This window comes from Kitasatospora sp. NPDC036993, assembly GCF_055607525.1.
In genome coordinates this window covers 83,943-109,193 of record NZ_JBVJRP010000005.1, presented here as the reverse complement: position 1 = coordinate 109,193, position 25,251 = coordinate 83,943, and the positions used below count along the sequence as shown (strand labels likewise).

12 protein-coding genes are annotated in these 25,251 nt (G+C 74.8%); 8 read left to right on the top strand and 4 right to left on the bottom strand.

The annotated features are described in order from the left end of the window. Window positions 1-77: 77 nt before the first annotated feature. From ACZ7C5_RS12175 to ACZ7C5_RS12160, 4 genes are all read right to left on the bottom strand, one after another. Window positions 78-1,577, bottom strand: coding sequence for a condensation domain-containing protein (locus ACZ7C5_RS12175; protein ID WP_470322505.1), 1,500 nt, complete (start codon window positions 1,575-1,577; stop codon window positions 78-80). Further along, a complete protein-coding gene (locus tag ACZ7C5_RS12170) occupies window positions 1,574-14,761 on the bottom strand; it encodes a MupA/Atu3671 family FMN-dependent luciferase-like monooxygenase (RefSeq protein ID WP_470322504.1) in 13,188 nt (4,395 codons plus the stop codon). The genes ACZ7C5_RS12175 and ACZ7C5_RS12170 overlap by 4 nt, the downstream gene beginning before the upstream one ends. A gap of 214 nt (window positions 14,762-14,975) precedes the next feature. Next, window positions 14,976-16,307 carry an MFS transporter gene (locus ACZ7C5_RS12165; protein WP_401081640.1) on the bottom strand — a complete coding sequence of 444 codons (1,332 nt, stop codon included), beginning with the start codon at window positions 16,305-16,307 and terminating at the stop codon, window positions 14,976-14,978. A gap of 176 nt (window positions 16,308-16,483) precedes the next feature. Beyond that, complete coding sequence (locus ACZ7C5_RS12160) at window positions 16,484-16,942, bottom strand: PaaI family thioesterase (protein WP_401081637.1); 459 nt, start codon at window positions 16,940-16,942, stop codon at window positions 16,484-16,486. A 378-nt stretch (window positions 16,943-17,320) separates the two neighbouring features. On the opposite strand from ACZ7C5_RS12160, the gene ACZ7C5_RS12155 reads away from it, so the two are divergent. The 8 genes from ACZ7C5_RS12155 (at window position 17,321) to ACZ7C5_RS12120 (ending at window position 25,242) form a co-directional block, all read left to right on the top strand. Next, window positions 17,321-18,040: a Phenylacetic acid catabolic protein gene (locus ACZ7C5_RS12155; protein ID WP_401081634.1), complete on the top strand. Its 720-nt coding sequence runs from the start codon at window positions 17,321-17,323 to the stop codon at window positions 18,038-18,040. Between the two features lie 48 nt (window positions 18,041-18,088). Further along, window positions 18,089-19,207: a radical SAM protein gene (locus tag ACZ7C5_RS12150; RefSeq protein ID WP_470322503.1), complete on the top strand. Its 1,119-nt coding sequence runs from the start codon at window positions 18,089-18,091 to the stop codon at window positions 19,205-19,207. Window positions 19,208-19,333: 126 nt separating this feature from the next. Beyond that, window positions 19,334-19,588 carry an acyl carrier protein gene (locus ACZ7C5_RS12145; RefSeq protein ID WP_188301678.1) on the top strand — a complete coding sequence of 85 codons (255 nt, stop codon included), beginning with the start codon at window positions 19,334-19,336 and terminating at the stop codon, window positions 19,586-19,588. Continuing rightward, the gene (locus ACZ7C5_RS12140; RefSeq protein ID WP_470322502.1) at window positions 19,585-20,886 is read left to right on the top strand and encodes a beta-ketoacyl-[acyl-carrier-protein] synthase family protein; all 1,302 of its coding nucleotides are present in this window, start codon (window positions 19,585-19,587) and stop codon (window positions 20,884-20,886) included. The genes ACZ7C5_RS12145 and ACZ7C5_RS12140 overlap by 4 nt, the downstream gene beginning before the upstream one ends. After that, window positions 20,886-21,698, top strand: coding sequence for an enoyl-ACP reductase FabI (gene fabI / locus ACZ7C5_RS12135; RefSeq protein ID WP_470322501.1), 813 nt, complete (start codon window positions 20,886-20,888; stop codon window positions 21,696-21,698). Before ACZ7C5_RS12140 ends, fabI begins: the two co-directional genes overlap by 1 nt. Next, the gene (locus ACZ7C5_RS12130) at window positions 21,695-22,660 is read left to right on the top strand and encodes a beta-ketoacyl-ACP synthase 3 (RefSeq protein WP_401081621.1); all 966 of its coding nucleotides are present in this window, start codon (window positions 21,695-21,697) and stop codon (window positions 22,658-22,660) included. The genes fabI and ACZ7C5_RS12130 overlap by 4 nt, the downstream gene beginning before the upstream one ends. Then, the gene (locus ACZ7C5_RS12125) at window positions 22,657-23,622 is read left to right on the top strand and encodes an alpha/beta hydrolase family protein (RefSeq protein WP_470322500.1); all 966 of its coding nucleotides are present in this window, start codon (window positions 22,657-22,659) and stop codon (window positions 23,620-23,622) included. Before ACZ7C5_RS12130 ends, ACZ7C5_RS12125 begins: the two co-directional genes overlap by 4 nt. Before the next feature lie 39 nt (window positions 23,623-23,661). Continuing rightward, window positions 23,662-25,242 (top strand): long-chain-fatty-acid--CoA ligase, encoded by a 1,581-nt coding sequence (locus ACZ7C5_RS12120; RefSeq protein WP_470322499.1) that lies wholly within the window; start codon window positions 23,662-23,664, stop codon window positions 25,240-25,242. The last annotated feature ends 9 nt before the right edge of the window (window positions 25,243-25,251 follow it).

Here is a 25,251-nt window from a genome sequence, read left to right as displayed (position 1 = left end):
CGCTGCCCGGGCCGTGGGTCGAATCCTGGGCTCGCGGTCCCCGGCGGGCGGCGCACCGCCCGCCGGGGACCGTCGGGTCAGGGCAGCGGGACCCCCAGCTCCCCTGCCAGGTCGGTGGCCAGGGTATCCAGCCAGGACCGGACCGTGCTCTCGTCGAAGAGGTCGGTGTCGTACTCGACCAGGCCCGCGTAGCCGTCGGCTTCGGGGGTGAGGGCGAGGACGAAGTCGCCGCGGGCCGAGGTGCCCGGTATGTCGATGAGTTCGGTGGTCAGCCCGGGGAGGTCCAGGGCGATGGGCGGGGTGCTCTGCACGGCGAGCTGGAACTCCGGGTACGTGGGGGGCAGTTGCACGCCGCGCTCGCGCAGGGAGGGGACCAGCAGGCCGAACGGTACGACGGCGTGGTCGAGGGCGGAAGCGATCGCCCGCCCGGCCCGGTCGACCAGGTCCCCGAACCCGTCGGCATCCTCGGTGCGCACCAGGATCGGCAGGCCGCCGGTGAGCAGGCCGACCACCCCCTCGTCGACCGGCCGGGTGCGGTTGGCGTTGGAGAGCAGGACCAGGGCCTGCGGTGCCCCGCCGATCGAGCAGAGCAGCCGGGCGCACGCGGCCACGATCACGGCGGAGGCGGTGGTGGAGCGGGCGGCGGCGTACTGCCCGATCGCGTCCGCCAGCACCGCGGGGAGCCGCAGTTCGAGGGTGTCGCCGCGCCCGGAGCGCCGCTCGGGGCGCGGCCGGTCGGTGGGCAGGTCCATCGCCAGCGGGTCCTCGCCGAGGGCCTCGACCCAGTGGTCGGTGGCCGCCTCGATGCCGGCCCGGTTGACCACGGTCAGCTGCCAGCAGGCGTAGTCGGTCATCCGCGCAGGCTCTTCCGGCAGCGGCCTTCCGGTGCGGTAGAGCTCCGCCAGGTCGGTCAGCACGGTGGCCATCGACCAGCCGTCGATCGCGATGTGGTGGATCGTCAGCAGCAGCACCCACCCGTCCGCCGGCTCCCGCAGCAGACGGGTCCGCACCAGCGGGGGTGCGGCCAGGTCGAACGGGCGGCTGAGCTCGGCTTCGACGGCGCCGGCCACCGCCGCCTCCCGCTCGGCGGGCGGGAGCGCGCTCAGGTCCTCGACCGGGAGGACCACCGGGGTGCTCGGCAGCACGTGCTGGAGCACTCCGAGTTCGGTGTCCAGGATCCGGGTCCGCAGGCTCTCGTGGCGTTCGATCAGCGCCGTCAGCGCGGCGGCCATGCGAGGGGGGTCCAGCTGCCCGCCCACGTTGACCCGGTAGCTGACGTTCCACACCGCGGGGTCGGCCGACCGGGCGTGGGTCCCGGACATCCGCCGCTGCCCCACCGAGGCCGGCGCGGCGGACTCGGCGGCCCCGGCACCCGTCAGGATGGTCAGCAGCCGGTCGCGGTGGGCCCGGACCAGGCCGGCCACCTCCTCGTCCATCGCCCCGGCGGGGGCGAGGTAGGAGAGCCGCTCGCCGGTGGTGCGCAGCACGATCTCGCGTTCGTCGAGCAGCTGGAGGAGCCGCTTCCAGCCCTCGTCCGTCGGGGTCGTGCCGGTGGTGGCGTCGGTGGTGGTGGTCACAGCGTGCCCTCCTCGAACGCCGGGGCCTGCTGCTCGGCGGCGGCCGGCACGTGCGCGGCCATCGCGCGGATGGTCGGGCGGCGGAAGAAGTCCAGGACGCCGATCCGCATCCCGGTCGCCTCGCGGACCCGGTTCAGCAGCTTGGTGGCGGCCAGCGAGTGCCCGCCGAGGTCGAAGAAGGAGGTCTCCACCCCCGCGGGGCGGCCGAGTTCCTCCTCCCAGAGCCGCTGTACGGTGCGCTCCAGCTCGGTGACCGGCGCGGCCTCGGGCTCGTCCGCGCCCAGCGGGCGGGGCTCCGGCATGGCGGCGGTGTCCAGCTTGCCGTGCACGGTGAACGGCAGCGTGTCCACGGCGGCCCAGAGCCCGGGCACCATGTAGTCGGGCAGCAGTTCGGCGAGCCGGTCGCGGACCACGGGCAGGTCGGCGGCCGGGCAGTCGACGTACCCGGCGAGCACGGTGCCCGCCGGGGTCCGGCGTGCCGCCACCGCGGCGGTGCGCACGCCGGGCACGTTGCGCAGCACGGTCTCCACCTCGCCGGGCTCGACCCGGTAGCCGCGGATCTTCACCTGGCGGTCGGCCCGGCCGAGGTACTCCACGGCGCCGTCCGGCCGCCAGCGGCCGAGGTCGCCGGTGCGGTAGCTGCGGCCTTCGGGGGTGTCCGTGAAGACGGCGGCGCTCTCCGCGTCACGGTTGAGGTAGCCGATGCCGACCTGGACGCCCCGGACGTGGATCTCACCGATCGCTCCCGGCGGCACCCGGCGCCCTGCGGCGTCCAGGATGACGACCCGGCTGCCCGGGGTGGGGCGGCCGATCGGCGCGTACTCGGTGGACTCCGGGTCGATCTCGCAGGCCGTCATCGCGTGGGTCTCGGTCGGGCCGTAGTGGTTGAACAGCCGGGAGCCGGGGTTGCGGCGCAGGAACGCCCGGATGCCGGGGTTGACCAGCACCTGCTCGCCGCCCGAGATGAGCTCCCGCAGGTGGGGCGCCGGCTCCTCGCCGAGCGCGTCGACCAGGGCGTTCAGCGGGGTGTACGGCATGTGGACCCGTTCGGCCCTGGTGGCCCGGACCACGGCGGCCAGGGCGGTCACGTCGTAGCGGGTCTCCTCCTCGATCAGCAGCAGGGTGCCGCCGGTGGCGAGCGTGGTCAGGATCTCCTGGACGCTGACGTCGAAGCCGCAGGAGGCGTACTGGAGGGTGCGGGCCGCGTTGTGCCCGGCGATGTTCCAGGCCACGAAGTGGGCCAGGCCGAGCGAGTGCATCAGCACGCCCTTGGGCCGGCCGGTGGACCCTGAGGTGTACAGCAGGTACGCGGGCGCCTGCGCCGAGGGGACGGGCAGCGGGGGCAGGGCGACGGGGCCGGCGTCCGTGGTCGGGACGTCGGTGAGCACCGTCGGGGCGGTCAGGCCGAACTGCGCCGGGTCGGCCTCCGAGGTGGTGAGCACGACGACGGGGTCGCTGTCGGCGGCGATCAGCCGGCAGCGCTCCGGGCCCTGGAGGACGTCGATCGGCACGTGGACGGCGCCGAGCCGCAGGATGGCGAGCAGCGAGGCCACCAGGTCCACCGAGCGGGGCAGCAGCACGGCCACCAGGTCGCCCTCCCGGACGCCGGCCGCCAGCAGCCGGCCGGCCAGTTCCTCGGCCCTGGCCAGCACCGTCCGGTAGTCGGTCTCGGTGCCGTCGGCGGCGACCACCGCGGTCTGGTCGAGTCGCTCGGACGCGGTCGCGGCGACGACGGCCAGCGGGTGCTCGGGGGTCTCGGTCAGGACCGGTTCGCTCTCCAGGGCCTCGTCGGCCTGGTCGGCGGGTACGGCGGTGAGTTCGGCGAGCGGGCGCTCGGGGTCGGCGACGGCGGCGGTCAGCAGCCGCTCGAAGGCGCCGACCAGCCGGTCGACGGTGGCCCGGTCGAACAGCGCCTCGGCGTACTCGACGTGGCAGCGGATGCCGTCGGGCAGGCTGGTCAGGAAGAGCGTCAGGTCGAACGCGGAGCGGTCCGCGACGTGGTCCAGCGGGCGGGCCGTCACCCCGGGCAGGTCCAGCTCGAAGACCGCGTGGTTCTCGAACTCGACCATGACCTGGAAGAGCGGGTTGCGGCTGGTGTCGCGCTGCGGGTTGAGCTCCTGCACCAGGACCTCGAAGGGCAGCTGCTGGTGCTCGTAGGCGTCCAGCGCGGTGGAGCGGACCCGGCCCAGGGCCTCGGCGAAGTCCGGTTCGCCGGACAGGTCCAGGCGCAGCGCCAGCGTGTTGACGAAGAACCCGATCAGGTCCTCGGTGCCCTCGGCCCGGTTGGCCACCGGGGTGCCCACCACGATCTCGTCCTGGCCGGCGTACCGCTGGAGCACGCCGGCGAAGGCGGTCAGCAGCACCATGAACAGGGTGGAGCGCCGCGAGCGGGCCAACTGCCGCAGTCCGTCGGCGAGTTCGGCGGGCAGGTGGTGGACGTAGGCGCGGCCCCGGCCGTCCGGCACCGTGGGGCGCGGCCGGTCGGTGGGCAGGGTCAGCACCGGCAGGTCGCCGCTGAACACCTTGCGCCAGTACGCGAGGCTCTCGTCGTACTCGCCGGCGGCCACCCTGGCCCGCTCCCTGGCGGCCTCGGCGGCCGGTCCGGTGGCCAGCACCGGCAGCCGGGCGGCGCGGTCCTCCCTGGCGGCCTGGTACAGCTCGCCCAGCTCGCGGGTGATCACCTCGGTGGACAGGGTGTCGATCACGATGTGGTGCATCGACAGGACCAGGACGTGCCGGTCGGCCGCCCGCTCCAGCAGCAGGGCCCGGAACAGCGGGCCCTCGGCCAGGTCGAAGCGGTGCTCGCCCTCGGCGGTGACCAGGTCGGCCACCGGGTCCGGCGAGGCGCCGTCGGCCGTGACCCGCTCCAGCACCGGCCCCGCGGGCGGCGCCAGCACCTGCTGGAACGGCTGACCGTCCTGCTCCCGGAAGACGGTGCGCAGCGCGACGTGGCGCTGGATCAGCCCGCGCAGCGCGGTGTCCAGGGCCCGCGGGTCGAGCGGACCGTCCAGGGCGATCGCCTTGATCTCGTTGTACTGTCCGCCGTCGGGCAGCATCCGGTGCAGGAACCACATCCGCTGCTGGGCGTAGGACAGCTGGGCGCCGCGCAGGGTGTCCCGGCGCAGGGCGTCGAGCTGCGGCAGGCCGGACGCCACCAGGTCCGGGGAGAGCCCGAAGTCCACGAAGGCGGCGATCTCGTCGGCGCCGGCCGCCCGCAGCTCGGACAGCACGCCCTGGACGCTCTCGGGCGTGCCGATCAGCGCGCGGGAGGCGCAGTAGCGCTCGTACGCGCGCTCCAGCACGAACTCCAGGTCGTCCTCACGGGCGTTCTCGAAGTCCAGGGTCAGGCCGAGGCTGTTGGCCATCTGCCCGAACAGCGACAGCGAGGAGCGCAGGTAGTGGCAGAACGGCCGGTAGGCCTGCTCGCGCGCGGTGGCCAGGTCGGTGCCCAGGTAGGTGTGGACCAGGACGACCACCCGGCCCGCCTCCGGGTCGAGCCCGTGCTCGGCCCGGGTGCGCCGGTAGATCGCGACGTTCTCGGCCAGCTGCGCGATGTCCTGGGTCATCAGGTTGGTGATGACGCCGAGGTCGTGCCTGGCCGCCTCGCGGAAGCTGTCCGGGTTGCCGACGATCGCGGTGAACATCGGCGGCAGGTCCTGGAGCGGGCGGGGGTGCAGGGTCACCTCGATCGGCTCGCCGTTGCCGTTGCGGCCCTGGTACGGCTCGCCGCGCCACAGCGCCCGGACGGTGTCGATCTGCCGGTGCATCAGCTCCTTGTGGCTGCCGTAGCGGTCGGGGAAGAACAGGAAGTCGTTGGGGTGCCAGCCGCTGGCGCAGCCCAGGCCGACCCGGCCGCCGGACAGGTTGTCGACCACCGACCACTCCTCGGCGACCCGCACCGGGTGGTGCAGCGGCAGCACGGCGCAGCCCGCGTTCAGCCGGATCCGGCTGGTCTCCCGGGCGAGCGCGGCGGCCAGCACCGAGGGGTTGGGGAAGATGCCGCCGAAGGAGTGGAAGTGCCGTTCGGGCAGCCAGACGGAGTGGAAGTCGTGCCGGTCGGCGAACCGGGCGCTCTCCAGGACGATGCGGTACTTCTCGTCCTCGGGGGAGTCCAGCGGGTAGTCGCCGAAGAAGTAGAGGCTGAAGTCGACCGGCCGCTGCGGGTCGCTGACCGGCTGGTACGTGGTCGCGACGGTCTCGGTGCGGACGGCTTCGGCGGTCGCCGGGAGTTCGGCGGCCGGGCGCGGGGCGGGCAGCCGCACGCCGGGGGAGGCCGGGAAGAAGCCGCCGCGCCGCAGGTCGCGCAGCGACTCGCGGACCGCGTCGATCACGAACTCCACGTCGCCGTCGGTGTGGGCGGTGGAGAGGAAGAAGTTGCGCCACTCCCACACGTAGACCCCGCGGGTCAGCAGGTGCGGGAAGAGCAGCTCCATGTCGGCCCTGGGCTCGAACCGGAAGAGCGAGCCGAAGTGGGCCAGCCGCAGCGGGAACTCCTCCTCCTCGAAGAAGCCGTTCAGCGTCGTGGCCAGCATGTCGGTGCGGGCGTTCAGCCGCTCCTGGAGGCCGGGGCCCGCCGCCTTGAGGTGGCGCAGCACCGCGCCCGCGGCGGTCATCGCCAGCGGGTGCTGGATGTAGGTGCCGCCGAAGAAGGTGGTGTCCTTGGGTGGGTAGCTGTCGTCCCCGTAGTCCCAGTGCCCGCCGTCGATCCCGTCCAGGATGTCGGCCCGGCCGGCGATCGCGCCGATCGGGTAGCCGCCGCCCAGCACCTTGCCGTAGGTGGACATGTCCGGGGTGACGCCCCAGAAGCCCTCGGCGCCGCGCAGGTGGGGGCGGAAGCCGGTGAGCATCTGGTCGAAGACCAGCACGATGCCGAGCTTGGCGGTGAGTTCGCGCAGCGAGCGGACGAAGTCGGCAGGCTGGCGGCCGGGGTGGCGGCTCTGCACCGGCTCGACCAGGACGGCGGCGATCCGGTCGCCGTGCTCCTCGATGACCTTGAGGCTCTCCGGATCGCCGTACCGCAGCACCAGCAGGTCGGCGACGGCGCTGCCGGGGATGCCGATCGACACCGGGACGGTCTCCCGGTCGGCGCCGCGGCCCAGGGTGCGGCCCAGGGTGTGGTCGAAGTGGCCGTGGTAGGAGCCCTCGAACATGACGATCTTGTCCCGGCCGGTGTACGCGCGGGCCAGCCGGATCGCCCCGGCGTTCGCCTCGGTGCCGGAGTTGGCGAAGGCGACCCGCTCGGTGCCGGTCAGCTCGGCCAGCAGCTCGGCGGCCTCGCCGGTCTCCGGGCCGCGCGGGCCCAGCCGCAGACCGGAGGACAGGTGCTCGCGGACGGCCTCGTTGACGAACTCGGGCTCGTGGCCGAAGAGCAGCACACCGAAGCCCATGGTGATGTCGACGTACGGGTTGCCGTCGACGTCCTCCAGCCGGGAGCCCCTGGCCTGGCGGGCGGCCAGCGGGTAGAGCATCTCCTTGGTGCCGGAGCGGAAGCCGACCACGGCGCGGCTGTCCGCGAGGGTGCGGCGGTGGCGGCGGGTGATCGCCTTGGAGGCGGAGGTGCGGGCGGTGAAGCGGGCGACCAGCTCGTCCACGTGGGTGCGCTGCTGGTCGGTCAGGCCGCCGGAGGCCATGCCGGACTCGCGGGAGACCGTCACCCGGGGGCCGTGCACCTGCGGGGCGGCCGGGGCCGGAGCGGCGGCGGGCGCCTCGGCGGCGGGGGCGGCGACGGGCGTCGGAGCCGGGGCGGTGGCCTGGACGGCCGCCGGGGGCAGCGCCGCGGGCACCGGGGCCGCGGGGAGGACGGGCGCACCGCCGGCCAGCAGGCCGAGCTGGTCGCGCATCAGGTCGGAGAACTGGCCGAGCAGTGCGAGCTGGCGCTCGATCAGGCCGGTGCCGTCGGTCACCGGCGGGAGCGCGGTGGCGGCCGCCGGGGCGGCGGGCACCGGCAGTACGGGCTGGGGCGCCGGGGCGGGCAGCTGGAGGGCCGGGGCCGGAACCGGGGCCACCGGGGCCACCGGGGTGACCTGGGCGACCGGGACCGGAGCCTGCGCCTCGGCCGCGACCGGCACCGGGGCGGGCGCGGCCACGGGCTCGGGGACGGCCACGGGCTCCGGCTCGGCGGCCGGCAGCAGCGTGGCCAGCACCGCCGGCTCCAGCCGGGAGGCGATCAGCCCGGCCAGCCGGGCCGGGGTGTCCGCCGCCTCGAACAGCTCGCGCATCGACACCCGCACCCGGAACGCGCGCTCCAGGTCCCGGATCATGTTGATCATCGAGAGCGAGTCGGCGCCCAGGTCGAAGAACGGCTCGTCCGTCCCGACCGAGTCCTCGTCGAAGCCGAGCTGGCGGGCCGTCTGCTCGACGACCTGCCGCAGGACGGCCTGCTCGGCCAGCTCCTCGGGGCTCGGCCCCGACGTCGGCTCGGCGGCCGGCTCGGCGACCGGCGCTGCGGCCGGATCGTTCTGCTGGGGTGGGTCCTGGCGCATGGCGGGGTCCTCGGGGGTGGTCCTGGCAGGGGCGGTGAACCAGTGGCGGCGGCGTTGGAAGACGGTGGTCGGCAGGGGGACGCGGCGGGCCGGCCCGTCCGGCCAGTCCCGGGCGGCGGCGAAGCCCGCCCAGTCGAGCGGGACGCCGTGCGACCACAGCGCGGCCGCGGCGGCGTCGAACTGCTGCTCCGGCGAGGCGCCGCGCCGGCCGCCGGCGACGAAGTGGCGCTCCGGCAGCTCCCGGCGGCCCATGCCGGTCAGCGTCGGGTGCGGGCCGATCTCCAGGAAGAGCTCGTGGCCGAGCCCGTCCAGGGCGGCGAGCACCTGGTCGAACCTGGCGGTCTCCCGGGTCTGCCGGACGAAGTACTCGGGCGTCGGGACGGTCCCCGGCGCCAGCACCTCGCCGCCGAGGTTGCTGACCAGCGGTACGGCCAGCGGCCGCAGGCGCAGCCGGGCCAGCTGGTCGCGGAAGGGGTCGAGCACCGGGTCGAGCAGGCGGGAGTGGAAGGCCCGGTCGGTGGCCAGCCGCTCGGTGGAGATCCCGTCGGCGGCCAGCACCGCCTCGGCGGCGGCGATCTCGCGCGGCGGGCCGGCCAGCACGCACTGGCCCCGGCCGTTGACCACGGCGAGCTCCACCCCGGGCAGCCGGTCGCCGAGCCCGCTGAGCCGGTCGAGCCCGGCCGAGACGACCGTCATGGCGCCCGGCTCGGTCAGCCGGTGCATCAGCCGGCCGCGCAGCGCGGTCAGGAACATCCCGTCGGCCAGGTCGAGCGCGCCGGCCGCGTGGAAGGCCGCGTACTCCCCGGCGCTGTGCCCGGCGACCGCGGCGGGCCGGATCCCGAGCTCCTGCCAGAGCCGCAGGTAGGCCGCCTGGAGGGCGAACAGGGCGGGCTGCGCCGCCTCGGTGGTCCAGACGTCCTCCGTGCCCTGCGGCGCGGCGTCGAGCAGCAGCGGCAGCAGCGGCTCGCCCCAGGCCTCGCGGTGCAGCCGGTCGCACTCGTCCAGGACGGCGCGGAAGACCGGGAAGGAGCGGTGGAGTTCGGCCGCCATGCCGCGGTACTGGGCGCCCTGGCCGGTGAAGAGCAGCACCGGCAGGACCTCGGCGCGCCCCGTCTCGCGGTGGGCCGCGCCGGCGGTGGGCCGGCCCGCGAGGTAGGCGTCCAGGGCCTTGCGCAGGGCGGCCGGGTCCGGTCCGGTGACGGCCAGCCGGTGGCGCAGCGCGCGCCGGCCGGCGCCGAGGGTGAGCGGCAGGTCGCCGGGGGCGAGGGCGGGTTCGGCGTCGAGGCGGTCGCGGAGCAGGGCGGCCAGCTCGCGCAGGCCGTGCTCGGTGCGGGCCGACAGCGGCAGCACGGTCGGGGCGGGGCGTGAGGCGGGCACCGCCTCCGCGGCGGCCGGGGCCTGCTCCAGCACCAGGTGGGCGTTGGTGCCGCCGACGCCCAGCGCGCTGACCCCGGCCCGGCGCGGGGTGGGCCCGGCGGGCCAGTCCCGGCGTTCGGCGGCGAGCAGGAACGGGCTGTCGGCCAGTTCCAGGGCGGGGTTGGGCCGGCTGAAGTTCACCAGCGGCGGGATGGTGCCGTGCCGCAGTACCAGCAGCGCCTTGATCAGGCCCGCCATCCCGGCGCAGGTGTCCAGGTGGCCGATGTTGGGCTTCACCGAGCCGAGCGAGCAGAACCCGGCGGCCTCGGTCCTGGCGCGGTACGCCTGGGCCAGGCCCCGGAACTCGATCGGGTCGCCGAGCGGGGTGCCGGTGCCGTGTGCCTCGACGTAGCCGATGCTCTCGGCGGGCACGCCCGCCAGGTCCAGGGCCCGGCCGACCACGGCCGCCTGTCCGTCCACGCTGGGCGCGGTGTAGCCGACCTTGCGTCCGCCGTCGTTGTTGACGGCCGACCCGAGGATGACCCCGTGCACGGTGTCGCCGTCCGCGAGTGCCCGGTCCAGGCGCTTGAGCAGGACGGCCGCGACGCCGTTGCCGCCGACGGTGCCGCCGGCCTCGGCGTCGAAGGCCCGGCAGGCGCCGTCGGGGGAGAGGATCGAGCCCTCCTCGTAGCGGTAGCCGGCGGCCTGCGGGACGTGCAGGGCGGCGGCGCCGGCCAGGGCCAGCTCGCAGTCGCCGGCCAGCAGCGACTGCACCGCCAGGTGCACCGCGACCAGCGAGGTGGAGCAGGCCGTCTGCACGCCGATCGCCGGGCCGGTCAGGCCCAGCCGGTACGCGACCCGGGTGGCGGCGAAGTCCGCCTGGTTGCCGATCGCGGTCTGGAGGGCGGCCACCGGTTCGGCCGGGTCGGCGGTGGCGGCCAGGGTGTGCTGGTAGTAGTTGCGCAGCGCGTACAGGGTCATCCCGGTGCCGGCGAAGACCCCGATCCTGCGGTCCGTGTCGGGCGCGTCGTACCCGCCGTCCTCCAGCGCCTGCCGGCAGATCTCCAGCAGCAGGCGCTGCTGCGGGTCCATCAGGGCGGCCTCGGTGCCGCTGATGCCGAACGCCTCGGCGTCGAAGTGGTCGATGCCGGTGAGCGCCCCGGTGACCGGGACGAAGTCCGGGTGGCGGTACTCCTCGGGGCGCAGTCCGGCATCGGCCAGCTCCTCCTCGGTGAACCGGGTGGTGCTGCGGACGCCCTCGACGATGTTCCGCCAGTACTGCTCGGGGGTGTCGGCGCCGGGCAGGCGCAGGGCCAGGCCGACGATCGCCACCCGGCGGTCGTCGCCGGGGCCCGCGGCCGCGGGGGCGAGGGGGGCGGCGGCGGTGACGGGCCCGGCGGCCAGGTACGCGACCAGGGCGTCCACGGTGGGGTGGCGGAACAGCTCGGTGGGCGCGGGGGGTGTCGGCAGCGCGGCGGCGAGGGCTCCGTGCACCCGCATCAACTGGAGGGAGCCGATGCCGAGTTCGGCGAGCGGACGGCCCGGGTCGAGCGGGGTGTCGAGGACCGATTCGAAGGCGTCCAGGACCAGCCTGCGCAGCCCGGGGTCGACGGGGCCGCCGGCCGGTGCGGCGACGGGCCGTACGGCGGGCCCGGTCCCCGGCGCCGTGATGGAAGACGCCGCGGTGGAAGACGCCGTGGTGGAGGATGCCGTGGTGGAGGATGCCGACGCGGAAGGTGCGGCGGCGGCGACGACCGGGCGCGGCGCGGTGGCGAGCAGGCGGCGCCGGGCGGCGGGCGAGACCGGGTCGGGCCCGGCGTACCGGTGGCCGGGGGCGCCGGCCAGCAGCAGGGTGGCAATCCGGCGGCCGTGCGCGGCGCTCAGCACCGCGATGCCCCGACCGGCGGCGGCCCGCTCGTTCTCGGTGTCGCGGTTCATGCCGACCCCGGTCCACAGGCCCCAGGAGATCGTCCAGGCCGGAGCGCCGGTCTCCCGGCGCAGCCGTTCGACGGCGCTCTCCAGGTACCGGTTGGCGGCGGCGTACGCGGTGGAGCCGACCGCCTCCTGGATGCCGATCATCGAGGAGAAGGCGACGAGCTGCGCGCCGGGCCGTTGCCGGACCAGCTCGACGAGGTGGTCGGTGCCCTCGGTCTTGGTCCGGACGGCGTCGCGCCAGTCCTCGGTGCCGGTGTCGGAGAGCAGCCCGAGCCGGTAGGCGCCGGCCAGGTGGAGCACGCCGTCCAGCGGCGCCTGCCACTCCCGCTCGGCCTCGGCGACCGCCTCGGCGAGCTGCCGGCTGTCCGTCACATCGGCCTGGCGATAGCTGACCCGGCCGCCCTGGGCGGCCAGCCGGCGCAGTGCGGCGCGGCGCTCGGCCGCCTCGGCGGTCGGGGCGTCCAGGTCGCTGCGGCCGACGATCAGCAGCCGGCAGCCGTGGTCGCGGAGCAGTCCGGGCAGCAGCTCGGCGGCGATCCCGCCGAGGCCGCCGGTGACCAGGTAGCGGGCGCCGGGGCTGAGTACGGAGCAGCCGGCCCCGTCCGGTCCGGGGCCGTTCTCGGCCGGTGCCAGCCGGGGGACCCAGGGGCGGCCGGCACGCCAGGCGCACTCCGGCTCGGGGCGCGGTGCGGCCAGCAGGGCGAGCAGTGCGGCGGCCTGGTCGGCGGCCGGTGCGCCGTCCGGGAGGTCGACGTGCCGGGCCTCGGGCACCAGGTGCTCGGCGCGTGCTCCGGCGGTCAGCGCGGCGGTCAGGGCCGCCCGCGGCCGGGGGAGTTCACCGGGGAGCACGGCGTGCAGTCCGGTGCTGACGGTGACCAGTTCGCGGACGGGCGTCAGGGTCGGGAGCGTCCGCAGCAGGGCGAGCAGCGCCTCGTGGGCCGGGGTGGCCGCCTCGTCGGCGGTCGCGCTCCACAGGTAGACCAGCCGGTCGGCCGTCCGCTCGCCGAGGACTCGCAGCCAGTCCTCGGGGTCGGCGGTCGGCGGCTGGTCCAGCACCGAGGCGTTCGGCAGGGCGGCGGCCAGGGCCCCGGTGAGGGTGCCGGGGCCGGTGGGCCCGAGCAGCAGGATCGATTCCTCGGCCAGTGGGGCCGCCGGGGCCCCGGGAACCGGGCGCGGCTCCCAGGCGAGCTGCCGCACGCAGTCGGGCAGGGTCCTGGAGTTGGCCTCGGCCAGGTCCAACGCCACGATGTGCTCGTCGAGTTCGCCGCCCAGCAGCCGGAGGCGCAGCGCGGTGCGCTGGATCTTGCCGCTGGTGGTGCGCGGGAAGTCGGCCGCCGGGACGGGGAGCACCAGGGCGGGCGCGGGCTGCCGGCGGGCCGCCAGCAGCTGCCGCACCTCGGCGGCGACGGGCGCCGCGGGGGCGTCCGGGTCGGCGGGGACGTAGGCGATCACCAGCTGCTCGGTGCCGGTGCGTTCGTCCGGCACCCCGAAGGCCGCGACGTGCCCGGAGCGCACCCCCGCCACCGAGGCGACCACGTCCTCCAGCTCGTGGCAGAAGTAGTGGACGCCGTTGACGATGATGATCTCCTTGCGACGGCCGGTGAGGATCACCTCGCCGTCGGCCAGGAAGGCCAGGTCCCCGGTGTCGAACCAGTCGTCGCCGACGAAGGCCTCCTGGTTGGCGGCCGGGTTGTTCAGGTAGCCGGGGGTCACCCGGCCCGAGTGCACCTGGAGCCGGCCGACCCAGTGCTCGGGCAGCGCCCGTCCCTCGTCGTCGGCCACCCGCATCCGGGAGCCGGGCGCGGGCCGTCCCATGCTGAGGAAGCCGGTTCCGCGCTCGGCCGAGTCCGGGTCGGCGGGCTCCAGCCGGCCGGTCAGCGAGTCGGTGCGCACCAGGCGGCGGGCGCCGTCCTCGTGGTAGCGCTTGTAGGTGATCACCGTGCAGGTCTCGGCCATGCCCCAGCCGAGCAGCAGGTGTTCGGGGCGGACGCCGAACGGGGCGGTGGTGGCCAGGAACTCGTCCAGCACCGCCTCGGTGCACTGCTCCCCGGCGTTGATCAGCGACTTGAGCGCGGACAGGTCCCAGTGGCGGCCGGGCCCGGCGGCCCTGACCGCCTCGGCGACCAGCCGGAAGCCGAAGTTGGGCGACCAGGAGTGCGCCGCCCGGTGGCGCTCCAGCGCGTCCAGCCAGATCAGCGGGTCGGCGAGCACCAGCTCGGTGGGCACCTGCACCTGGTCGGCGGCCAGCACCACGTCGCGCAGGTGGAACATCAGCAGCCCGGCGACGTGGTCCAGGGGCAGCCAGTTGACGGTGGTGTCGGCCGGGTCGCAGCCGTGGGCGACGGCGCCGGCCACGTACTCCAGGATGCCGCGGTGGGTGATCTGCACCGCCTTGGAGCGTCCGGTGCTGCCGGAGGACAGCTGGAGGATCGCGACGTCGGCGGGGGCGGCGGCGTGCTCCCGGGCGGCGGGCGCCTGGTCGGGGGTGGGTGCCAGGTCGCTCTCGGCGGGCCGGTCGACCGCGATCACCCGCAGGCCGGGCGCCGGGTACAGCTCCCCGAGCCGCCCGAGGCCGTCCACCGCGGGACCGCAGGCGAGTACCGGCGGCTCCTCCAGGGTCTGCCAGGCGGCCCAGAGCTTCTCCAGGACGGGGTTGCGCTCGTGGTAGTCCGGCGGGCGGGCCACCGTGACCGGCTGCATCCCGCCCAGCAGGCAGGCCCACAGGGTCGGGAAGTAGAACTCCGGGTCCGGCAGCTGGAGGATCACCCGGTCCCCGGCCCGCAGCCCGGCGGCGGCCAGGGTGGCCAGGATCTCCCGGGAGCGGGCGAGCAGCAGGCGGTACGTCACACGGGTCGTGCCGCCGTCCGCCCTGACCAGGTGCAGGCCGCGGTCGGGGTGCAGCTCGGCGGCGCGCAGCAGTGCCGCGGGCAGGGTCCGGGGCGCGTCCGGCGCGGGCGCGGGCAGCGGGATGCCGACGGCCTCGACGCCGGGGCCCGCGGGCGCGGCGGCGGGCTGCTCGGGGGCGGCTCCGGGTGGTGCCGACGCCTCCCCGAACGGCCGCCAGTGCTCGGTGAGTTCGCTCAGGTGGCGGAGGGCGGGGCCGGGGCCGGCGGGCGGCCGGGCGAGCGCGGCGGCCAGGGCGGCCGGGTCGGGCTCGCCCTCGGGGGTACGGACGATGCCGTCCAGGAGGTGCAGCTCGGCGCTCGGGTCGGCGTCCAGCAGCACGGCGGCGGCCCGGCGGCGCAGGGCCTCGGGATCGCCGTCGGCGGCGGGCACCAGGTAGGCGAGCAGGCCGGGACGGCCGCTGTCGCGGTGGAGGGGCAGCAGCGCGCAGTCGGCGATCTCGGGATGGAGCAGCAGCCGGGCTTCCAGGGCGCGCAGCCGGCCGTGGTCGGGACCGGTGGGGCTCATGAGGTTCGGCACCTTTCGGATCGGTGCAGGGGCGCGGGAGAGGGCCGCCCCGGGGCAGGGAGGTGGGAGCGGAGGGGTGTCGCGTACGGCGCGGGGGTACCGCGAAGTGGTGCGGGCCGTTCGGTGACTCGGGCGGTGACTCGGGCGGTGACTTGTTCGGTGACTCGTTCGGAACGGGGGCGGCCGGACGCGGTGGCGTCCGGTGCCGGGCCGTTCAGTCGGACGCGGTGGCGTTCGGCGCCGGGGAGCCCAGGGAGCGGCGGGTCCGGGCGATCAGCACCAGGAAGGCGAGCGCCAGCACGATCGGGACGGCGTGCGAGACGCCGACCACGGTGAGCGGGCTGAGCAGCGCCAGCAGCGATCCGCTCAGCAGCATCCCGGTGCCCATGCCGACGTTCTCGGCGGAGGTGAGGATGCCGAAGGCCTGGCCGCGCCGGTCGTCGGTCAGGGCCTGGATGCGGGTGGTGTACGAGATCTCGGTGAAGCCGTCGCCGAGTCCGGCGCAGATCGCGACCAGCAGGAAGAGCGGCAGCGGGAGGTCGGTGAAGACCAGGATGAAGGAGGCGGACATCAGGATGGTGCCCAGCGCGAAGCCGCGTTCGCCGGGCTCGATGCCCCGGCGCAGCATGAGCCGGGTGACCAGCTGCTGGGCGCTCAGGTTGCCGATCGCCCAGGTGGCCCAGAAGGTGCCGAGCAGGGCGGCCGGGTTGCCGGGGGAGGACTCGTTGGCGAAGACCGGCAGGCTGATGTTGTGGGCGGCCGAGCCGAAGGCGTCCAGCAGCCTGATTCCGGCCATGGCGCCCACCACGGGCGCGGCCCGCAGGACGACCAGGGCCTGCCACCGTTGTCCGAAACGCTTCGGCGCGGCCGCGGGCCCTTCCGGCTTGGCCGCGGATCCGTCCGGTTCCGCGACCTCGGCGGGCGCGGCCCGGGTGGGCAGCGGCAGCCGGATCACCAGCGCCGCGTACAGCACGAAGCTGGTCGCGTCGATGAGCAGCGCCGCGCGGAACCCGGACCAGGCCACCACCACGCCGGCGGAGGCGAAGCCCATCACCATCGCGGTCGAACGGCAGGTCGCCATCAGGCTGTTGGCGTGGGCCCGGCGTCCGGAGCCGACCATCTCGGGGATGCTGGTCCGCAGCGCGACGGCGTTCACCGCGGCCGCGCCGCCGAGGACCAGGGCGAGCGGGTAGAGCACCGGGATGCGCGCCGAGGTGGGGGCGAGGGCCACCACGACCAGCGCCACCGCCTGGGCCAGGGAGCATGCCGTCATCAGCCGCCGGCGCTCCAGCCGGGACACCAGGCGCCCGGCGACCAGCCCGCCGCTGAAGCCGCCGGTCAGCCGCAGGACCAGGAACCCGGCGGTGCCGAGCGCGTTTCCCGAGGCCTCGTACGCGAACAGGCTCAGGGCGACCATGTTGAGCTGGCTCCCGTAGGTGGACAGGGCATCGCCCGCCGCCAGCCGGTAGAACACCCGGGGGAGCTTGTTCTCGACCCGGTGCGGTGCTTCAACTGTGGTGTCCTGCACCGTCAATCCCCTCGGCACGCTGTCATGGCAGTTCCGTGTGATATTGCGCCGAAATGTAGAGGGGGAGTGGAGGGGAGATCAATGCCGAGATCGCTTACTGTCCGAAAGGCCACCGTCCGGCCGACTCGCTGTCATGTTTCACGCCAACCTGGCCGATTGGCGACCCAGGACGGGGTGACGTGTGAGAGGCGCCGTCAGGCCGTCCCGGTGCGGGCCGGCGGGATCGCGTAGGTCAGCGTGGCGGTGGCCACCAAGGCCTCGTCGGCGTCCAGCAGTTCGGCCAGCACCACGCACAGCCGGCGCCCGAACTTGGCCGTCCTGGCGTGCACCCGCAGCGTTCCCGGCCGCGGCCGGCTGAGGAAGCTGATCTGAAGGGAACTGGTCAGCGCCATCAGGGTGGGCCCGAGCCGGGAGTTGATCAGGAGGAACGCGGCCAGGTCGCACAGGCCGGCCTGCTCCGGGCCCGAGACGGTGCCGCCCGGACGGGTGCGCAGGAGGTCGCCGTCCACCGCCATGGTCAGGGTGCGGCCGTCCGCCTCCACGACCCGGCAGGCGGTGTAGTCGGGAAACTGACCGATGATCAGGTCATTGAGCTGATCGGGGCCCAGCAGGACGTCGACGGTGGCGACCGCCGTGTTCGAGTCGGTGGTCATGGGCCTCAGCGTAACGGTCGGTCCGGCGGTGCGCCGGGCGCGGTCCAGGCCTGGATCCGGCCAGCTTCGATTCCCCTGGTCAGCCGTCAAGATCCGTTACGGGAAGGATAATTGCGCATGTCCGGAGGATGTCGGGAAGATCGTCACCGGGCGGCCGGAAGCGTTCGATGGCCGAATCGGGGCGGCATGATTCGCCAGGGACCTTGTTCCTTGCAAAAACCAGCCCCTACGCTCCGAGGAAGTTCGCGGAGTGCCGGACTCCGCAGGCCGCCGGGGGCGGCGTCCCATTCCTGTGGTCGTCACGGAGGGCCGCGGCGGAGCGGCCCCCGGTCGTTCACGTTTCTATCGATTCCTGCTTCGGAAACGGGGTGTTGCGTCATGGGGATTTCCATCCTGGACGACGAGGCGGTGGTGGTCCGTACTCCCGGCGAGTTCCTGGCGATGCCGGAGGAGTACCGGGAGATCGCGATCCGCGGCATGGTCGTCAACACCGAGGGGGAACTCTCCGGCGGGGACGACTACGTGCAGGTCTTCCTGCCGCTGGCTCCCGACGCCGAGGAGCGGCAGGTGTGCGCCGAGCGCGCCGCCGAGGAGTACGACCACTACAAGATCGGAAAGCGGGTCCTCGCCGAGATCGGCGTGGACACCACCTACATGGAGTCGCAGACCCTGGCCGAGCGGAACCTGTTCCGCGCCCAGGAGTTCCACAACTGCACCACCTGGGCCGAGCGCGGAATCTTCTCCTACATCGGAGAGGAGACCGCCATGGTGATGATCTCCGAATTCGCGCAGAGCAGTTACCGGCCCTGGGCGGACGCGGTGCGCACGATCATTCTCGACGAGAAGGTGCACATCGCCCACGGCGCCCGGGTCTGCCGCAACCTCGCCGCCACCGACGACGGCCGCGAGCAGCTCCAGGAGGCCCTGGACCGGCTGTGGCCGACCTTCGTCCGGATCTTCGGCAGCCCGCGCTCCGAACGCGCCAAGCTGGCCGTCCGCTTCGGGCTGCGCCAGACCACCAACGGAGAGGCCTGCGATCTGTGGCGCGAGAAGGTCACGCCGCGCGTCAAGAACCTGGGCCTGCGCCTCCCGGAGTAGCGGGAGCAGCAGCACGCCGATCCCGCGACTCCCGAGGAGCCCACCGCCATGGCAACACCCGTCACCATAGAACAGCGCCCGCTGAGCCGGCGCGAGGCCAAGGCCCGCACCGCCGAACTCATCGCGGACCGGCCCGACCTGGCCGAACGCCTGCACCGGCTGCGCCGGCTGGGGCGCGAGGTCCGCTCCTGCGAGGTGCACCTCACCAACACCTGCAACATCCGCTGCAAGGGCTGCTGGTACTTCGAGGGCGGCTTCGACACGGCCGTCAAGGAACTGTCGGACCTTGACCGGATCCGGGCCTTCGCCCGCAAGCTGGCCGACGACGGCGTCAACCAGGCGACCCTGATCGGCGGCGAGCCCACCCTCGTCCCGCGCCGGGTCGAGGCCTTCGTCGAACAGCTGCCGCACATCACCATCTCCACCAACGGCCTGCGCCCGATGCCCAAGCAGGGCTTCGAGAAGATCGCCATCGCGGTCAGCATCTTCGGCGGCGGCACGCTCGACGACGACCTGCGCGCGATCCGGGTCAACGGTTCCAAGTTCACCGGCCTGTTCGACACCGCGCTCTCGCACTACAAGGACGACCAGCGGGTGCTGTTCATCTACGCGCTCGCCGAGGCCGGGGTCCAGCACATCGAGCCCACCGTGCGGAAGATCGCCGAGAACGGCAACATCGTCACCTTCAACTTCTACAGCGAGCACGGCACCGAGACCCCGCTGAAGATCGCCAACGAGCAGCGGGTGCTGGACGAGGCGCTGCGGGTCAAGGAGCTGTACCCGGACACGGTGGTGAGCCACCCGTACTTCATCCGGACCCTGGTGACCGGCCGGACGCACTGGGGCGGCCGGTTCGGCTACGACGTCTGCCCCAGCCTCAGCGTCGACGCCCCCGAGCACGAGGACCGCGTCGCCAACGGCAACCCGGTGATCCCCGGCTTCAACGTCTGGGGCGCCGACTACGAGTCGCTCCAGTTCTGCTGCACCTCGGGCGACTGCGGCGGCTGCCGCGACAGCCAGGCGGTCTACAGCTGGCTGGTGGTCAGCGCCAACCGCTTCCTGGACGACGCCGCCCGGCTGGAGCAGTGGCTGGACATCGCCGAGAGCTACTGGCGGCAGTGGCACTGGGCGCCGTACCACGCCGCCAAGGCCGGCACCACGGCCTGAGCCCGCCGGCCCCGAGGCCGCCCGCAGACCGCCCGTGCCGCAGTGCCCCTGACGCACCGCACCTTGCGCACCGCACCTGACGCACCGCCCCTGACGCAGCGCCGCCCCGCGCGGTGGAGGAGAGTCATGCCCGACACACTGGACCGCACCGCCATCGAGAACTTCGTCGTCGACGCCCTGGTGGACCTCGGCGTCGAACGCGAGGGCATCGTCGACGACGCCGCCCTGGACGAGCTGGAGATCGACTCGCTCGACATGGTCGAACTCAGCCAGTCCATCCGCAAGCAGCTCGGCATCCCGGTGAAGCCGAAGGACTTCGACCAGCTCTACACCGTCGGCGAGGTGCTCGCCCTGTGCCGCCGCAAGGCCGGGCTGGAGTGAGGCCCAGGGCCGTCGTCACGGGCCTGGGCGCGGTGACCCCGCTGGGCGTGGGCGCCGAGGCGCTGCACCGGCGGGCGGTGGCCGGCGAGAGCGGGCTCGCCGACGGGCTCGGGCTGTGCCGGGACTTCCGGCCGGCCGACCACCTGTCGCGCCAGCAGGTCCGCCGCACCGACCGCTTCACCCAGCTCGCGCTGGTGGCCGCCGCCGAGGCCCTGGCCCAGGCGGGGTGGACGGACGGCCAGGCGCCCTACCCCGCCGAGCGGATCGCCTGCGTGGTGGGCTGCGCGCTCGGCGGGACGGCGAGCTTCGAGAGCCAGGCCGAGGTGCTGCGGGAGCAGGGCGGGGAGTTCGTCTCCCCGCTCATGGTGCCCGCGATGATGGCCAACGCCGCGGCCTCGCAGATCGCCCAGCAGTACGGCTTCCGGGGCGAGGCGCTCTGCCTGGCCTCGGCGTGCAGCAGCGCGACCCAGGCGATCGGCACCGCGCTGCTGCTGCTCGCGGCCGGCGCGGCCGACGCGGTGGTGGTCGGCGGCGCCGAGGCCTCCACCTCCGCACTGGTGCGGGCGGCCTTCAGGACGGCGGGGGCGCTCTCCGAGAGCGGCCGGTCGGTGCCCTTCGACCGCGACCGCGACGGCCTGCTGATCGGCGAGGGCGCCGGGATCCTGGTCCTGGAGACGGAGGCCGGCGCCGCCGCCAGGGGCGCCACCGTGCTCGGCGAGGTGCTCGGCTACGGCGCCACCTGCGACGCCCACCACCTCACCGCCCCCCACCCGAGCGGCGAACCCGCCGCCCGGGCCGTCACCCTGGCGCTCGAAGCGGCCGGCGTCACCCCGGGGCAGCTCGGCTACCTCAACGCGCACGGCACCGGCACCGTCCTCAACGACCGGTCGGAGTGCGAGGCGCTGCGGCTGGCCCTCGGACCGGTCCTGGAGGAGGTCCCGCTGTCCTCCACCAAGTCCTGCACCGGCCACCTCTTCGGTGCGGCCGGCGCGGTGGAGGCCATCGCCACGGTGCAGGCGCTGCGCCACGCCACCGCGCCGCCCACCGTCGGGCTGCGCGAGCCGGACGAGAAGCTCGGTCGGCTGAACCTGATCCGCGGCGCCACCCCGCTCGCCCCCGCCACCCTGCCCGGCGGCCGCCGGGTCGGGCTCTCCACCTCCTTCGGGTTCGGCGGGCACAACGCGGCCCTGGTGCTGGCGGCGGCCGCCGGTGCCGGTATGAGCTCGGGTACGAGTCCCGGCACGAGTTCCGACACGAACTCCGGTACGAGTCCCGGTACGACGAAAGGCCAGGAGTGATGCTCGGCTTCCACGGACGCCGCTATCTGATCACCGGGGTGCTCAACGAGGACTCCATCGCCTGGCACACCGCCAGGGCGCTCCAGGAGGCGGGCGCCGAGGTGCTGCTGACCGGCTTCGGCCGGGCCCGGCGGATCACCGAGAAGGCGGCGGGCGTGCTGCCCGGGCCGGCCGAGGTGCTGGAGCTGGACGTCACCAGGCCCGAGGACTTCGCCCGGCTGGTCGAGGAACTGGAACAGCGCTGGGGCGGGGTCGACGGCGTGCTGCACGCGGTCGCCGCCGCCCCGCAGACCGCGCTGAGCGGCCACTTCCTCACCACCCCGCCGGAGGCCGCCGGAACCGCCCTGCACACCGCCGCCGTCTCGCTGCACTCGCTGGCCACCGCGCTGGCCCCGCTGCTGAGCGCGGACGGGCGGCGCGGCAGCGTCGTCGGACTGGACTTCGACGCCACCGGCGCCTGGGCCGGCTACGACTGGATGGGCGTCAGCAAGGCGGCCCTCGGAGCGGTCTGCCGGTACCTGGCGATGTACCTCGGCCCGTCCGGCATCCGGGTCAACCTGGTGGCGGCCGGCCCGGTGGAGACCGTCGCCGGTCAGGCGATCAGCACCTTCGACCGGATCGCCGACCGCTGGCAGGCCGAGGCCCCGCTCGGCTGGGACCGCACCGACCCCGCGGTGGTGGTCGGTCCCGTGCTGTTCCTGCTCTCCGACCTGGCGGTGACCGTCAGCGGGGAGATCCTGCACGCCGACGGCGGGATGCACGCCGTCCGGATGGGCACCGGCCCGGCCTTCGCCGAAGGGGGCCCGGCATGACGGCGGCCATCGTCGGCGTGGGCGCGGCCCTGCCCGAACGCGTCGTCCCCAACGAGTACTTCGAGCGGATCGGCGCCTCCCCGGAGTGGATCGTCAAGCGGACCGGCATCCAGGAGCGCCGCTTCCTGCCACCGGAGGGCCGGCTCGCCGACCTCGTGGTGGCCGCCGCCGAGCAGGCGCTGCGGGCTTCGGGGCGCTCCGCCGCGAGCATCCGGCACGTGCTGGTCGCCACCATCACACCGGACCGGGTCACGCCCGGGGTGTCGGTGGAGGTCGCCGCCAGGCTCGGCATGCCGCAGGCCGCCGCCTTCGACCTGCACGCGGCCTGCGCCGGCTTCGTCTACGGGCTGGACCACGCCGCCGCGCTGATCGAGACCGGCCGGGCCGGTGCGGTCCTGGTCTGCGGCGCCGACGCGCTGACCAGGATCACCGACCACGAGGACCGCGGCACCGCCGTGCTGCTGGCCGACGGCGCCGGCGCCGCGGTGGTCGCCGACGTGCCCGGCGCGCCGGAGCCGTGCTTCTCGCTCGGCAGCGACGGCGAGCAGATCCCGCTGCTCTACGCGGACCGGGACGACCGCAAGCTGCGGATGGACGGCCGGGAGGTGTTCGACCACGCGGTGGAGAAGATGTCCGACGCCACCCGCGAGGTGCTCGCCCGGCGCGGCCTGACCTGCGAGGACCTCGACCTGTTCGTCGCCCACCAGGCCAACGCCCGGATCGTCCGGGCGGTCGGCAAGGAGGTGGGGCTGCCGCCGGAGCGGCTGTACCTGAACGTCCACCGGGTCGCCAACACCTCCGCGGCCTCGATCCCGCTGGGCCTGACCCACGCCCGCGAGGAGGGCCTGCTGGACGGCCCGAAGCTGCTCGGGCTCGCCGCGTTCGGCGCGGGCATCACCTGGGGCGCCGGGGTGATCGGCTGGCGGCCGGGCGCCGGGGCCGGACCGGCGGAGGAGCGGTGAGGACCGCGCGGTTCCCGGTGATCGCCGAGATCGCCGCGCCGGACGGTGCCGGGATCACCGTACGGGCGCTGGCCAGGCCCGAGCCGGCCGCCCCGGTGGTGGTCGTCCTGCCGGCGATGGGGACGGCCGCCCGGCACTACACCCCGCTGGTCCGCGCGCTGCACGCGGCCGGCCTCAGCGTGGCCACCTGTGACCTGCGCGGCCACGGCGAGAGCGGGCCGGTACCCGGGCGCGGGGTCTCCTTCGGCTTCCGCGAGCTGGTCGAGCACGACTTCGGGGCGGTGCTCGACGCGGTGGCCGGGGCCTTCCCCGGCGCGCCGCGCCTGCTGCTCGGGCACAGCCTCGGCGGGCAGCTGGGCCTGGTGCACTGCGGGGTGTTCCGGCCCCGGGTCGCCGGGGTGGTGCTGGTGGCCAGCGGGTCGGCCTGGTACCGGACGTTCGGGGTGCGGGCGGGCCTGCGGCGGCTGGCGCTGAGCCAGTTCTCGGTGGTGGCCTCGGCGGCGGTCGGCCACTGGCCGGGCGAGCGGTTCGGCTTCGGCGGCCGCGAGGCGCCCCGGCTGATGCGGGACTGGGCGCGGCAGATGCGCACCGGCCGCTACCGGGTGCGCGGCGCGGTCACCGACTACGAACGGGCGCTGGCCGAGGTGGACCTGCCGGTGCTGGCGGTGGACGTGCAGGGCGACGAGCTCGCGCCGCCGCGCGCCGTCGACCACCTGTGCGCCAAGCTGTCCTCGGCGCGAGTGGAACGCTGGAGCTACACCGCCGAGCAGGCGGACGGCCGCCCGCTGGACCACTTCCGCTGGATCCGGCACAACCGCGGGCTGGTGGCGCGGATCGCCCCCTGGCTGCTCGCCACGGCCACAGGCACAGCCACGGCCACAGCCACGGCCGCGGGCGAGGCCACGGCCGCCGGAGCAGGGGCGGACACCGCTCCGTACGGCGGCGTCCGCCCGACCGCATAGGGACTCGACCGTTCAGGGACCAGACCGAGGAGCGCCCGCATGTCCGTCGTCCCCGCCCCGCCCGGCAGCAGCACCGACCTGCCGTACGGTGTCCCCGACCTGCTCACCGCGACGGCCGCGCGGTGCCCGGAGCGCCCCGCCCTCCGGCTCGACGAGGAGGTGCTGACCTTCGCCGCCCTGGACGCCCGCAGCGCCCGGGCCGCGCACTGGCTGGCCTCCCTCGGCGTCGCGCCCGGCGACCGGGTGGCCCTGCTGCTGCCCAACGTGCCGGACTTCGCGGTGCTGTACTACGGCATCCTGCGGGCCGGGGCCGTGGTCGTGCCGATGAACCCGCTGCTGAAGGCCCGCGAGATCGAGCACTGCCTCGCCGACGCCGAGGCCGCCGTGCTGCTCGCCTGGCACGCGGGCGCCGAGCAGGCGGTCGAGGGCGCGCGGCGCACCGGGACCCGGCTGGTCGCCGTCGAGCCGGCCGCCCTCGCCGCGGCGCTCGCCGGCCGGCCGGCCCGCCCGCCGCGCACCGCGGGACGCGGGGGAGCGGACACCGCGGTCATCCTCTACACCTCCGGCACCACCGGGGCGCCCAAGGGCGCCGAGCTGACCCACCGCAACATCGTGTCCAACGTCCGGGCCGGCGCGCGGGTGCTGGGCCTGGCCGAGCGGGACGTGATCTTCGGCGGACTGCCGTTGTTCCACTCCTTCGGCCAGGTGATCGGCCTCAACTGCGCGGTCTCCGTCGGGGCCTGCCTGACCCTGGTGCCGCGCTTCGACCCGCTCGCCGCGCTCGCGGTGATCCAGCGCGACGGGGTGAGCGTCTTCCTCGGCGTCCCGACCATGTACACCCTGATGCTCGACCACCCGCGGCGCGTCGAGTACGACGTCTCCTCGCTCCGGGTGGGCCTGTGCGGCGGCGCGCCGACGCCGCCGGAGGTGCTGCGCGGCTTCGAGGCGAACTTCGGCTGCGTCGTGCTGGAGGGCTACGGGCTGTCCGAGTCCTCGCCACTGGCCTGCATCAACCGCAGCGACCGGGAGCGGGTCGCCGGCACCATCGGCATCCCGATCGAGGGGGTGCGGATGCGGATCGTCGACGAGTCCGGCAAGGAGGTGCCGGACGGCACCGTCGGCGAGGTGGTGATCAAGGGCCACAACGTGATGAAGGGCTACTGGCGCCGGCCGGACACCACCGAGCAGACCGTCCGGGACGGCTGGCTGCACACCGGAGACCTCGGCACCCGCGACGAGCGCGGCGACTTCCGCATCGTGGACCGCCGCAAGGACGTCATCATCCGGGGCGGCTTCAACGTCTACCCGAGGGAGGTGGAGGACGTGCTGTACGAGCACCCGGCCGTGGCCGAGGCCACGGTGATCGGTGTCCCCCACCCCACCCGGGGCCAGGAGGTGGCCGCCGCCGTGGTGCTGCGCGCGGGCGCGACGGCCACCCCCGAGGAGATCCGCGACTTCGTCCGGGAGCGGGTGGCCCCGTACAAGTACCCGCGGCTGGTCTGGACGGCCGACGCGCTGCCCAAGGGGCCGACCGGGAAGATCCTCAAGCGCGAGGTCGTCGTCCCCGAGGGGACCGACCTGCCGTCCGGGCACGTCGGCCCGGGGCCGACCCCGGCCTGAGCGTGTCGC